Below are 14,079 nucleotides of genomic sequence, written 5' to 3' on the forward strand. Positions count from 1 at the left end.
AATTTAGTATAGCACTGAAAGTCTCGTCTTTTTTTTAACCCAGCTTTATTAGACAAGGTGTTAATCAATTACTTAGCTTAACGCTTAACTACTTCTGAGCAAATATAAATCACCTTGAGCTGATTTATCGTAACTTTTGATAGTTATTTAATTAAGGATGAGAGAAAATCCGCAATCGTTAAACACAATTTATTTGCTGCTGAATGAACAAGGAATGAAGCATGTTTGAAACACTTTTATTTGCTGTAGATCATAACATTGCAACGGTTACGTTTAATCGACCTCAAGCTTTCAATAGCTTCGATAACAAAATGGGTGATGAATTAGAAATCCTTACCGAAGAAATTCGCAATAATGCAGCAATTCGTGCTGTATTGTTGCAAGGTGCTGGGGATTTATTTATGGCGGGTGGTGATATTAATTTTTTTTACAATCAATTAGACACGATGCCTAAATATGTTATGAAAATTGTACGCACATTGAATGCATCAATTCTTAATTTAATGCAAATGCCCAAGCCAGTTTTAGCAAGTGTCCATGGGTCGGTTGCAGGTGTTGGGATGAGTATTATGATGGCAGCAGATCTTGTTATTGCTGCCGAGGATACCAAATTTACCATGGCTTACAGTGGTATTGGCATCAGTCCTGATGGCGGCGCATCATTTAATTTACCGCGCATAGTTGGCGTAAAAAAAGCGATGGAATGGCTTTTACTCTCTGATCTTTTCGATGCAACAGCTGCGCAAAATGCTGGATTAATTAATTGGGTTGTTCCTCAAGATCATCTTGCAGATCAAACACAGAAATTAATTAAACGGCTCGCGCAAGGTCCTACTCAATCTTTTGCGCAAACCAAACAATTAGTCAATTCAAGCTGGGAGCAAAACTTGGCAACTCATCTTGAGAAAGAAGGCCGTGCTTTTGCTACCTGTAGTGTCACTTCTGATTTTAAAAACGGTGTGAAGGGATTTTTGCAAAAAACTCGCCCGCAGTTTGAAGGGGTTTAACAAGAATTCGTTTATCTTTTATGAGATGTTGAAGGTGGAGATGCTTCACAAGTTATTGCGGGTGAAGCATTGCCTCATTGGCGACTTTTGCGAACCTTCCAAATTTAAAGAAATCATTCTTCGACAACTACACCGTTTTTTAAACGGATTTTTACTTTCGAATTAACAGCGACGCGTTCCCCTGGAAGAAGGATACCGACTAAATTAAGGGGATCGGCTGACGTGAGGGTAATGACATGGTCATCAGGAGTTGATTTGTGACAAATACGCAATGATTCAACTGCGCTAGGAAGGGCAAATTGTTCCCCTAAAAAACCACTCACGAAACGTCCACCGCGAATCTCACCTCGATCTTCCAAACGACGAAACGTCATTAATAAATCCCGCCACCGTGGTAAATTTTTCTCTCTAACAATTAAATCCCGAAATACAACACCATAGCGAGTTAAAAGCTGCCAGCACGTGGCTTCCAATTGCTTTGCTGTTATTTCATCAGTGCCATAAGCTTGCAGTAAAGACCAACGGGCACCCGAAGCTAAAGTAAAACGGCTACGTCTGCCTTTACGTAAACGGCGACGTTTATCGATAAGAGAACGCAAATTATCAAAACCATCTGCAGTGATTAAACCCGCTGCAACAAGCTCCCATAATCCTTGTTCAACTTCTGCAGCTAAATGCTTAACCCCATACAGAATGTCAGGAAAAAAAGAAGCACCCTTTTGCTGTAAAAATTCATAAATTGATAAGGCAATAAAACTTAATTGCTCTAAATTTTCCGTCACCTTTGGTTTTTTTAAGATGAGATTAGCAGCTTGCTCCCGTAAGAAAAAAGTTATTGGAATACTGCTATTTGCCGCAATTTTTTTGGTAGTATCATGATGTTCATCAAGCATAAGCGGATGTGAAGACAAGCGGCCCCAGCCCACAACGCCTGTTAAACAAAGTTGATCCAACATACTCATTTGATAATCAAGTAATCGTTTTGAAAAAATTTGTCTTTCCCAGCGATTGGCAGGAATTTCAAATCCTTGTAATTGACGAATAATATTTAGCAATCCTTGTTCGCCCTGCAGTTGAGAATCCGAAGTCAAATGCTGCCATTGGCAAAGCCAACGCATAAAAGTCGCGCTTGGAACGGGAGCAATTTCTTGACGTAATCGCCCCACAGTCAATTTATGAATTCTCGCCAATAAGCGTCGCTCACACCATTCCAGAGCAGAAACATCATGGGTAAATTGCCCACGAAGAATTAACCCTGTGGCTTCAAGACGTAACAGGATTGCATCAATTTCAGAAATGCTAAGATATAAAAGATTGCTCAGCTTATCGGCACGCGTAGGGCCAAGATGTAAGAGCCATCCGCGTAGTAAATCAAGTAAAGCATCTTCGCGTTGTGGAATAGTTTGTTCAACAGGAATGGGCGAGCGAGGGAAAATGGCTTGAGGATATATTTGTTTAAAAGTTTCAACTTTCTCAACAGCCATCCACATACATATGCCTTGTTCATAGGCAATAACACCTGTTTGACGCTGCGTTAATTCATGCATCAATCCTTGCCAATGTTGAAAGTCAGGATCACTCTCAGTGAAGGTCTGAGGTAGAGCAATTAAAGTTTGCATAACATCATGCAACTCTTCTGCTGATCGAATGTCAGGCTTAGCATCATGCATGACTAGCTCAATTGCAGATTCATCCAACTGACCCACTTCTTGCAAAAGCGTTTCTGGCAGCATGCGACGCATTTCAATTGCACGTGCACGCCTTTCTTCAAGCGGCGCATCGTCTAAATAGGCGTAAGGATTTGCGTTTAAAATTTCATGCGCAAATGCCGAAGGTGTCGGCGTATCCACGGCAATACATTGAATGGTTTCATCTTGAATGGATTGAATAACACTCATCAAGCCTTCTATATCCATCGCCTCAGTTAATGAATCTTTCAATGCTTCAAAAACTAAAGGATGATCAGGTGGAATAATATCTTGTCCCGCTAAATTATCTTGGCACGCTGATGCGTCAGGAAACACTGCTGCCAATAAATCATCTGCCAAAGCACGCTGAATGTTGGGAGGAACTTTTTTACCAAACCGAAAGCGCGAAAGTGCTAAAGAGCGAGATGCAGTCCACCGCCACCGTGTAATGAAGAGGGGTGATTGCAAAACGGCTTGTGTTACGACATTTTTCAAGGTATTTGTATGTAAAAAATGAAATACATCACCTAAGGGGAAGCTATGTTGTTCCGCAAGAGAAATATTAATTCCGTTATCCGTCGCAGCAGCTTGTAATTCAAAATTAAATGAACGACAAAACTTTTTACGCAAGGCAAGTCCCCATGCTTTATTAATTCGTGCTCCGAAAGGTGAATGAATAATAAGTTGCATCCCGCCCGTTTCATCAAAGCAACGCTCAGCAATTAACTTTTGCTGTGTCGGTACAGTGCCTAATAAAGCACGACCTAATAAAATATATTCAATCAATTGTTCTGCACCTGACTGATTAAGACCGCAATGCTTGTTTAACCAAGTGATGCAGTTTTTAATATCAGGATGATCTGCTTGATGACGGAAAGTTTTAATGCTAATAGCAAGTTGATTGCTAACCTTTTCCCGCAGATCAGAAACATAACGGGATAATTCTAAGGATCGCGCTGGGGCCTCACCGCGCCAAAAAGGTACACTGGGCGGAGCACCGTGCGCATCTTCAACCAACACGCGTCCTGAGGCAGATTCAACGCGTCTAATTTGCCAAGAAGTGGAACCCAATAAAATAATATCTCCACGATTACTCTCGACTGCAAAATCTTCGTCTAATGTACCGACAATATTCTGCTGAGGTTCAGCAACTACAGTGAATAAACCATTATCAGGAATTGCGCCCCCACTGGTAATTGCTGTAATGCGGGCGCCACGACGCGCTTTAATCGAACCTTGAATGGAATCACGATATAAATATGCACCGTATCGTCCTCGACTGCCCGCTATACCTTCTGACAGCATTTTAACGACCGTTAAAAATGTTTCAAAAGTTAAATCTCGATATGAATAAGCTTGCTTAAACAATTCAAATAATTTTATTTCTTGCCATTCTTCACTGACGCAACTTGCAACAATTTGTTGAGCTAAGACATCTAAAGGTTGAGTCGGAATAATAAGTTGATCAAGCTCTCCGTCTTTAATCGCCTCAATGACCGCTGCACACTCAACTAATTCATCCCGCGTTGTTGCAAATAATGCACCTTTCGAAATGGCACCATGCCAATGACCTGCACGGCCAACGCGTTGCAAGGCAACTGAGATGGCACGCGGCGAACCCAACTGACATACTAAATCAATACTGCCAATGTCAATTCCTAATTCAAGAGAAGCAGTGGCGACTAAAACTTTTAATTCACCTTCTTTTAATCGATGCTCCGCAAGCAATCTCAACTTGCGTGATAAACTCCCATGATGCGCAGCTACTTTATCCTCACCCAGTCGTTCGCCCAAATGATGAGCCACCCGCTCAGCTAAACGTCGCGTGTTGACAAAAACAAGCGTAGAACGATTTTCATTAGAAAGTTCAACAATGCGATCGTAAATGTTATCCCACATTTCATTACTGGCAACTGGCCCTAATTCAATATCAGGTACTTCAAGGGTCAGTTCTAATTGTTTGGTATGACCAATATTGACAATTTTTGGCAGGGGTCTCTTCACTCCTACCAAAAATTGCGCGACAACTTCCATGGGTTTTTGCGTGGCAGATAAACCTATTCTCAAAAGAGGTTGTTCGACCAGAGCTTCAAGACGCTCTAATGATAAAGCTAAATGCGAACCCCGTTTGTCATCGGCTACGGCATGAATTTCATCCACAATCACAGTCTTGACAGATCGAAGCATTTCGCGACTTTTAGCGGATGTTAACAGGATATACAAAGATTCTGGCGTCGTTACTAAAATGTGTGGTGGTTTTTTAAGCATAGCTTGCCGATCACGCGGCAAGGTATCCCCGGTTCGGACTACCGCTCGAACTTCTTGAATGCAAAGTCCCTTTGTTCTTGCAAGGGAGGTAATACCGTGCAAGGGGGTAAGGAGATTTTTTTGGATGTCGTTGCTTAAAGCTTTTAAAGGTGAAATGTAGAGGACCTCAGTTTTATCCTCTAAACCCTGCGCTAAAGCCTTCCGGACCAATTGCTCAATGCAAACAAAAAAGGCTGCCAAGGTCTTTCCTGAGCCCGTAGGAGCGGAAATGAGTGTCGATTCTCCCTTTAAAATGGAAGGCCAGCCCTCAACTTGGGGCTCGGTCGGCATGGGAAAATGGCTAATAAACCATTCACGTACGATAGGATGTGCCCAAATTAATGGATCCGGGTTTATAGAAGGCATGGGTACTCATCGAATTAGAATATGAAAATTATATAACAATATTATAACTTATGATTGATTTTTGAGCTGATCCTTGGAGCTTTTTACCTATTTAAGGGTTAAGGAGCTTATACGCGGCTTATCAAGCTGTGCATCTTACCCCCTATTGATTATTTCTTGTCTGCGTATGTACTCCTACCACGCGTATAGGAGTTTGCGGGTAAGGTAAGTGGTTATCGGCAAACAGGTTGTAATCATTAGCACCAGAGCTCTCGGCGATAGCGTATTCGTAAGTTCCTTTGTTTGCCGCTTGAATATGATTGGAAATGATTTGATTGAAAGTCGAGCCTAAATCAGTGGCAGAGAGATAGATTGCAGTTTTTAGCATGCCTCTCGCAGATTGGTTATAAATCATATTATTCTGAATTAAATTATTTGTTACAGCGCGTGCGTGAATATCGTTCTCGCCACTGTAGCCAATTTTATTGTTGAGCACGGTGTTTAAATGGCCGTGATAAATATAAATCCCTGAACGTAAATTATTGCTAATAAAATTTAAACTTAATTTATTATTATTTGAAAGTAACAAACCATGGGCTTGACCAGGTTGGACAGTAATGCCATTGACCCCATTATTCGTCACAACATTTCGTTCAACAATATTATTTAACGCACCCGTACAAATATTAATACCGTGGCGACCATTTGCGTCGGTAATATTATTTTGAATGAGAGAATCTGCACAAGTATCACAAACAATGCCGTCTTCATCATTGTGGTCGGCGAGACAGTTTTTAATGGTTAAACGTTTAGTAGTTGTCGGACCAAAATCATTACCATGCGGATCAAATCCATAGCGCGGGAAATGATGCATATGAATATCTTCAAAACTACTATCTAGATACGTGCCAAAGTTACCTACAGCTGTTTGATAATAAGGTTTAGACATTTTATTACCGTCCATAGCTAAATGCATAAAATGCTGATTAGAGAAATAACGCTGTTTATCATTAGGAGCATTATCCATAAATCGCGATCTAAAAATGCCAGCTCGATAAAGTTTAGCACCATCAGTAAGCCGCAGTACGGTTCGCCATCCCGTACCCGTTACGGTGAGATTGTTTAGTGTTGTCAGAATGCTTTCATTAATATGATAAGTACCAGGACGAAGTATAAGTGTACCGCCTTGCATTTTTTTTAATAGAGTTATTGCATCATTAAGCATCTGCGTATCATTTTTTCCATTTCCGGATAAAAGGGGCTGCCCCACCACCGCGCTATCGCTTGCTGCAACAACAAGTGTTTTGGGGGCATGGTCTAAAAGCAAATTTAAAGTATAAGTCATATCCGTATTACGGTATCGCAGAGCTGGATGGATAGGAGAGTGTGTAACTTGTATTGTGTAATTGCCTGGCTTTAAAAAAAGAACAATAGGTCCATCTTTTGGCTTCGGACCCCTATAAGCATAATCCACAACACCTAAGCAATTGGAACTGTCTAAAAGAAAATTTTTCTGATCGTATAACGCAATAGTGTACCCTGCATTTAATCCATTTAAAAAAATGCTAAGTACATCGGGTTGTATCAATATTAATTGATATGAATTATTACCTTGATGCTGCACGGAATAATGGTTATTTAAAATCCCAAGTGGATATACGGTAGCCGAAACACAAGTTGAGACAAAATATAAATTTAAAGTCATAGCAATAAAATATTTTTTAAGCATCTTATTAACTCTTTAGATTTAATAAAGAACCTGTCTTACAAGCCTGCCATAGCATTTGTCGCGCTTGCAAAAAGGCAAGCCAAGGAGAGGGTTTTGCGGAACGAACAATCGCTAACATATCGGGCGCTATGGGTGCACAGTGTTGAGTATAAAAAGTTAGAATTGAAGGGGCGGCGCGCTTAATATCAAATTGACTACCAGCAACTGCGTAGGAAAAACCTCCTTTTGCTCGCAATGCATCAATGGGTGCTTTTGAATCTTTAAATTCGCCATTAATTTCATGTGCTCGAATTTTATTTTGCATAAAGTAATAAGCTTTATCAATGGCAGGTAAATTAAGCTGAGTGATAAGTTTTATTTCAAGCCACGGTTGCAAATCATACTGATGATAATATAACGATGATCGGTTGTGATAATCATAAGATTGTCCAGTTTTAGGATCTAAATTAATTTCGGCATGCTGCTCAGATGATTTAATGTCATCATGAAAATCCTGGGAAAGTCCTAAAACTTTATCTAATAGTAAGACCATTTTAAGTTGATGGGTGCGATGGTTATTAATTCGCGTAGCGGGACCAAAATGCCAAGCCATTTTCTTTTTGCGTAATTGTGTAAACCACGTTTTGATTTGGATTTGCTCTGCGCTAGAGAGTTGGCAAGCAATTAAGTCATAAGCCCAAATTAAACCTTCTAATCGCGTTTCATTAATGGGATTGCCCGTGGGATGATTTTTAGCAGACCATAGCAATAAAATTTCACGTGCCTTTTCTAAGTAGGCTTTATTACTACTTAACCGATACGTCAGCGCAAGGACGGCAGCTTGATCCGCTTCCCGCATGACACGTCTTGAGTTTTGCAATTTTTTATCAGTAATATTGGTTATGCCAGCACTTGCAAGTATTTCGATCGCTTGCGAAGGACTATGCATTGCCTTATCTGCTTGTTTTTTTAAAACACTAAAAACTTGAGCGTGGTTTACATCTTCATAGAGCAACGACGTGGTTGGCCACAAGAGTGGAACGCACTTCTCCTGCGCGAATGCAGTTAAATTGAATAATAATAAACTGCATCCCAAAACAAAAAATTTAAACACAAAATCTTCCTTACCAACAAATGCCATGATATTGCGAAGATTGGGGTGGCGTTTTTTGAATTCTCACCAAATCAATAATGACATGCTCGTCTTTAATATTCGTAACAACTTGCGCGAATTCTTGAGCATTATTACCAATCACAATAGTATTAGAACGATGCAAAACTTCTTCAATACTATCCACCATTAATTCAGAAATATGTGGAATATGCTTCAAGATATAGTCGCGATTTGCCCCTATTAATTTTGCTGTAGCGACGTTTTTATCAAAAAGAGTTAATTCGTACCCTTTGCCGATCAAACGTTCAATCAATTCAACGGTAGGACTTTCGCGCAAATCATCGGTGTTAGCTTTGAAGCTAAAGCCTAAGATGCCAATTTTTTTATTACCCTGATGAATAATCATATCAAGCGCTTCATTGATATGTAATTGATTACTTGGTAACACAGCATTGATAATGGGCAAATCAATATTAAGTTTTTTTGCAGCAAATAAAAATGCACGCAAATCCTTAGGAAGACACGAACCACCAAAAGCAAACCCAGGCTTGAGATAGTAAGGCGATAAATTAAGTTTAGTATCTTGACAAAACACTTCCATAACTTGATGGCTATCAATTTTTAACGTTTTACACATTTTGCCAATTTCATTTGCAAAACCTACCTTAAGCGCGTGCCAAATATTATCGCAATATTTAATTAATTCGGCCCCTTCCAGATCCATTACGATCGTATCCATATTAGTACAAGCGCGATTTAATTGAGTCAGCATATCAATTGCAACTTGGTCGTCGGTTCCAATGACATTCTTCGGCGGATGTTTAAAATCATGAACTGCAGTACTTTCCATCATAAATTCAGGATTAAAGCAAACACTAAAATCTTGATGAGCTTTTTTTTGCGAGGCAGCTTCTAGTATTGGAATTACAATTTGACGCATTGATCCCGGCAACATGGTACTGCGATAAGCAATGACGTGATGTTCTTGTTTATCTTTCAAAGCATCACCAATGGCTTGACTTACTTGCTTTACATATTGTAAATCAAGACTATGATCTTTTTGACTGGGCGTACCCACACAAACAAAAGTTAACTCACTACCAAGTACAGCTTCTTTTGCCTCAGTAGTCGCCCGTAACATTTGTTTTTGCACAGCCTCTTTAGTCATTTCAGCAAGCTCAGGTTCAACAATTAATGCTTGACCCTGATTAATCATTGCAACTTTCATTTGATTGGGATCCACACCAATCACGTGATGCCCCATATCAGCAAGGACCGCGGCTGAAACTGATCCTACATAACCTAAACCAAAAATACTTATCTTCACTATCATCTCCCTCTAAAGTATGTGAATCATGAAATTAAAAAAGATTGAAAGACCGTGAAAAATAAACAATTGCCGGCAAACCCGCCATTACTTTATTGTTTTTTGCAGCGCTATTTTGCAATTCAATGGTCACTTGGGCACTGCGATCAATACCCAGTTCACGAAAACGATATTGAGCATTTACTTCATCAACAAAACCATGCGTACGATTAATTTCTACTACTTTGCCATGAAATATTTGATTCAATGCAGGGACATACACTTTAACACGCGCACGCATGCGCAAATGGGTAACTTCATTTTGTGTAAGATAAGCAACGATTTGTTTCTTTGCCCCCATTTCTTGTAACAAAAGTAACGGTTTGGTGTTTTCTATTACGCTGCCTTCGCGTTTAAACAGTTGCACAACTCTACCGGTAAAGGGTGCAGTGATAACAAATTTTTGCGCAAACTGAGTATACATTTCTACGCGCGCTCGATTGATACTTAACTTCTTTTTAGCAGCAACAATTTCAGCCTCCAAATCTTGAATGCGCCCTTCCACTTTATTACCCGTAAAATAAATTCCTTTATCAACAGATTGTAATGCATCATGCTCAAGATGCATTAAAGCCGTGACGTTTTTTAATTTATCATCAGCGGTTCGAAGTTTTGCTTCAACAATATCCCAATCGGACTGGCTTAAATAACGTTTTTTAAATAACGGTTGTAATCGACCAAATTGTTTTTTAGTTGTTGTGTATTCAGCTTTAGCGATATCCACAGTTGCATTCGCGGCCGCAATGCGATTTTGACCGACTTGTTGATATAACTTTAATCGGTCTTGTTCATTGCGGAGTAAGGTCTGATAATAATCTACTGTACACTGCGCCTCTTCAAAAGCCAACTTGGCCATTTGCAAATCTTTTTCAATGTCATTATTTTCAACTTTAGCAAGCGGACTTCCTTTAGTGATAACTTGATTCTGTTTAATATAGACGTGGCTAATATAACCACTGAGTGGCGCATGAATGGGTTCTATTGTCGCCGCAATGACGGCAGTCGTAACTTTTAAATGCAAGATGTAAGTATTAAATGATAATAAAAGTATAATTAATAATATAATTCCTGACAAACTATAGAGTGAGGCAGGTGTAAAACGCTTAGTGAAATGTGGTAGCAATTTCAAATCCATTTCTATTCCAACCCTTAGGTTTACAAATCGATCACTTGCCTTCAGTCTGAATTGCTTGTTAGGCTATTCAATACACCCCTTCGATTCTAACGTTTATGCGGGTGTTAGCAAAGCGTTAAAAATTAATTACTTTTAATTAACCTTCAACAAGTGCAACGGAATGCTTATGCTGATACCTGTCATTTTATCCGGCGGCGCTGGAACCCGTTTATGGCCCCTCTCACGTGTGCTCCATCCCAAACCATTTTTGAAAATGCCTGATGGGAATAGTTTATTGCATAAAACATTTGAGCGGGCTTGCAGCCTGCCTGATGTGACTGAAATCATAACGATTACAAATAAAGATTATTATCTTAAGAGCATGCCTGAGTATGCCAAATTTATTTGTGCCGAGCATCTACGACCCAAGCAAAGTTTTTTACTTGAACCCTTTGGAAAAAACACTGCTTCTGCAAGTGCGCTTGCTTTACTTAAAGTCCTTGAAACGTATGGGGAGGAAGCAATCTTAATTGTTTTGCCTGCAGATCATTTAATTGTTGATATTCAAGCCTTTCAGACGGTATGTCATCAAGCAATTTTTTCTGCGCAAAGTGGTTACTTGGTTACCATTGGAATTAAACCTTCGCACGCAGAAACTGGTTTTGGCTACATAGAATGTGGACGTGATTTAGATGACCAAAAAGTTTTTTCGGTTAAACGGTTCGTTGAAAAACCTAATCTTGAGATAGCCAAACAATTTTTCGCAGGCCAACAACACTTATGGAATTCAGGTATTTTTTGTTTTCAAGTCAAAACGTTAATGAAAGAATTTCAACAACTTGCCCCCACCATTTTAGAAAAAGCAATAGAGTGCTGGCACCATGTAAAACGGGGTGACAATAATACTTTTCAATTTGACCCCGTCCAATTTGAAAAGTTAGAAGACATTTCACTTGATTATGCTGTCCTTGAAAAATCAAAAAAAATAGTTGTGGTTCCCGGTGCATTTGATTGGCAGGATATTGGCTCATGGTCCGCTTATAAAAATTTACATGCTGCAGACGAACAGGGCAATGCAGTCGTTGGGGATGCCTTAATGATTGACTCCCATAATACCTATATCCATAGTGATAAATTAGTTGCAGCCATTGGTTTACGCAATTTAGTCGTTATCGATACGAAAGATGCCTTACTTATTTCAGAACTTAATCGTTCGCAAGAAGTCAAAAATGTAGTTCAAATGCTACGTAAGCAATCACACGAAACTTATTTTCAACATTTAACCGTTGAAAGACCGTGGGGTTCATACTCCATACTTGATCAGGGTGAAAATTTTAAAGTTAAGCGCATTAGCGTGCATCCCGGTGCCTCATTATCATTGCAATCACATGTTCATCGATGCGAACACTGGGTTATCGTGGAAGGTGAGGCGACTATCATTAATGGTGAGGAAATTACAATATTAACAAAAAATAAATCCGTTTACATACCGCAAAATAATAAACACCGAATCACCAATTCAGCAGATGAAGAATTAGTGTTGATTGAGGTTCAGGTCGGTGATTATTTGGGCGAAGATGATATTAAACGTTACGATGATTTATACGGACGGGTTACAGTTTAAAAAAAATGGGTTGGTTATAAGACATTATAACCAACCCAATTGTATTACCCTGTTACTACTTATACTTCGTTATCCTTAGCTACAGAGTGAGGCCCCATCAAACGAATAGGCTTTTTAATGTTATGCAAAGTATTATTAACAACTTCGTTATAATCATTCATTGCATCATGCTCCACAATACCAAATTTATAGGCTGTTAATGCTGAAGTGCGAAGGTAATTGTTCCAAATTTTATTTTGGGTGGAATAAACGGAATGATCACCTGATAAATTGATGCCACCGTACTCGCCCTCTTTTACGCGTGAGTTATCAGCTAATTCATTTTCGATAATTTGATTAGTTGATGCAGCTCGAAAATGAATACCATACCAGCCGTTAAACTTGATTGTGTTTTTCTCAATTCTTGTATTACTACTACGATATACATAAACCCCATTCTTACCATTATGATTTAAAGTATTTTCCTTCAATTGGTTATCATTTGAAGTTCGATACAAATCAGCTCCGGGTTGTATGGTAATCCCGTTCACTTCATTATTGGTAATGACATTATTTTTTATAACATTCTTTATCGATTCCGCGACAATATTCACCCCATGTCGACCGTTAGCATCGATAATGTTATCTCTAATAGTTGAATCAGTAGTTTTTTCAAAAATAATTCCATCTTGTCCATTATGATCAATAAGAGAATCTTTAATGGTCAGATGCACAGTTGCGCTTGCTAAATTATTTTTAACTAAAGGAGTTGTTTCATAGATACTTTCATGCGGATCTAAGCCATAGCGAGGAAAATCATGCGCGCGTATATCTTCAAAACTACTATCAGCATAAGTTCCGTAATTGCCAACACTGGTAATAAAAAATGGATTGCCGACTTTATTGCCATCCAAAACCATATGCATGAAATGTTGATTAGAGAAATGGTCTTTAGCATGATTCTTACTGTCTTCAATAAAACGTGAACGGATTAAGCCTGCACCTTCAAGTTTGGCTTGATCAACAAGCTTCAAGACTGTACTCCAACCTGTGCCCATTAAAGTAAGATTGTCTACCGTCGCTTTGATATTGTTATTAATACTGTAGGTACCGGGTCTTAGTAGTACGCGTCCTCCTCCTAAATTACCAATCCATTGGATCGCTTGATTAATCGCTTTATTATCATGACGGCCCGTTGCAATAATTTGAGGTTTGCCGACTTTGACACTATTGCTTGCAGCAACAACAATCGTATTAGGGGCATTGTCAGGAATGAGATTGAGGGTATAACTTGAATCGCTTACTCGGTATATATCGCCAGGAATAACATCAGCGGGTTCGACATGTACAAAGAAATAGCCAGGTTGTAAAGGAAGAACGACAGCACCATCCGTTGTGCCGCTTTCAGAAGGACTATTCCACTTTGTGCCGCGATTCGTTGATTTACCAATCACCACACCTTTACTATCCAGAATCTCCACCGTATAACCAGCACTTAAGCCATTAAAAAAAACACTAACTGGCGTTGCATAAGGAATTTTAAACTTATAATAATTTTCACCTTTATTTTTTACTGTTTGTAGATTCGTTAAACTTCCTAAGTCTTCATATGCATGGTGAATGGGAGTTGCGAATAAGGCTTGCGAAAATAAAAAGGGCGCACAAATAATTATTGTACTTCGCATTACACTGCTAGACCTCAATGGATTGAGAATTTTTTTCATATAAGTCCCTTCCTTGGTTTAGAATAGAGGATTGTAGCGATCTGTCTGATACGATCAACAGTATCATATAATTTAGCAAGAATATTCCGCTGTTCCAAATGAA

8 protein-coding genes are annotated in these 14,079 nt (G+C 39.2%); 2 read left to right on the forward strand and 6 right to left on the reverse strand.

The window, feature by feature from the left end; genetic code table 11:
- Positions 1-221 precede the first annotated feature (221 nt).
- Positions 222-1,007, forward strand: a complete 786-nt coding sequence (locus H0W64_09630) for an enoyl-CoA hydratase/isomerase family protein (GenBank protein ID MBA3661978.1) — start codon at positions 222-224, stop codon at positions 1,005-1,007.
- A 113-nt stretch (positions 1,008-1,120) separates the two neighbouring features.
- On the opposite strand, the gene H0W64_09635 is transcribed toward H0W64_09630, so the two are convergent.
- The 5 genes from H0W64_09635 to H0W64_09655 all read right to left on the reverse strand — a co-directional run bounded on the left by H0W64_09635 (position 1,121) and on the right by H0W64_09655 (position 10,670).
- Positions 1,121-5,368 (reverse strand): DEAD/DEAH box helicase, encoded by a 4,248-nt coding sequence (locus H0W64_09635; GenBank protein MBA3661979.1) that lies wholly within the window; start codon positions 5,366-5,368, stop codon positions 1,121-1,123.
- 142 nt (positions 5,369-5,510) lie between these two features.
- A complete protein-coding gene (locus tag H0W64_09640) occupies positions 5,511-7,076 on the reverse strand; it encodes a right-handed parallel beta-helix repeat-containing protein (GenBank protein ID MBA3661980.1) in 1,566 nt (521 codons plus the stop codon).
- A gap of 4 nt (positions 7,077-7,080) precedes the next feature.
- Complete coding sequence (locus H0W64_09645; GenBank protein MBA3661981.1) at positions 7,081-8,169, reverse strand: alginate lyase family protein; 1,089 nt, start codon at positions 8,167-8,169, stop codon at positions 7,081-7,083.
- Positions 8,170-8,179: 10 nt separating this feature from the next.
- Positions 8,180-9,496: a UDP-glucose/GDP-mannose dehydrogenase family protein gene (locus H0W64_09650; GenBank protein MBA3661982.1), complete on the reverse strand. Its 1,317-nt coding sequence runs from the start codon at positions 9,494-9,496 to the stop codon at positions 8,180-8,182.
- 34 nt (positions 9,497-9,530) lie between these two features.
- On the reverse strand, positions 9,531-10,670 hold the full coding sequence (locus tag H0W64_09655) for an HlyD family efflux transporter periplasmic adaptor subunit (GenBank protein MBA3661983.1): 1,140 nt from the start codon (positions 10,668-10,670) through the stop codon (positions 9,531-9,533).
- 166 nt (positions 10,671-10,836) lie between these two features.
- Here H0W64_09655 and H0W64_09660 point away from each other — a divergent pair, with 166 nt between their 5' ends.
- Positions 10,837-12,273: a mannose-1-phosphate guanylyltransferase/mannose-6-phosphate isomerase gene (locus H0W64_09660; protein MBA3661984.1), complete on the forward strand. Its 1,437-nt coding sequence runs from the start codon at positions 10,837-10,839 to the stop codon at positions 12,271-12,273.
- A 59-nt stretch (positions 12,274-12,332) separates the two neighbouring features.
- On the opposite strand, the gene H0W64_09665 is transcribed toward H0W64_09660, so the two are convergent.
- Entirely contained in the window at positions 12,333-13,976 is a 1,644-nt protein-coding gene (locus H0W64_09665) for a right-handed parallel beta-helix repeat-containing protein (protein ID MBA3661985.1), read from the reverse strand.
- Between the last annotated feature and the right edge of the window lie 103 nt (positions 13,977-14,079).

The organism is Gammaproteobacteria bacterium, from assembly GCA_013816845.1.
GTDB lineage: Bacteria > Pseudomonadota > Gammaproteobacteria > DSM-16500 > DSM-16500 > Aquicella.

Bases quoted from the DNA above. Each gene is read 5' to 3' on its own strand.
- H0W64_09655 (MBA3661983.1), bottom strand. From the start codon at position 10,670: ATGGATTTGAAATTGCTACCACATTTCACTAAGCGTTTTACACCTGCC.
- H0W64_09630 (MBA3661978.1), top strand. From the start codon at position 222: ATGTTTGAAACACTTTTATTTGCTGTAGATCATAACATTGCAACGGTT.
- H0W64_09640 (MBA3661980.1), bottom strand. From the start codon at position 7,076: ATGCTTAAAAAATATTTTATTGCTATGACTTTAAATTTATATTTTGTC.
- H0W64_09665 (MBA3661985.1), bottom strand. From the start codon at position 13,976: ATGAAAAAAATTCTCAATCCATTGAGGTCTAGCAGTGTAATGCGAAGT.
- H0W64_09660 (MBA3661984.1), top strand. From the start codon at position 10,837: ATGCTGATACCTGTCATTTTATCCGGCGGCGCTGGAACCCGTTTATGG.
- H0W64_09635 (MBA3661979.1), bottom strand. From the start codon at position 5,368: ATGCCTTCTATAAACCCGGATCCATTAATTTGGGCACATCCTATCGTA.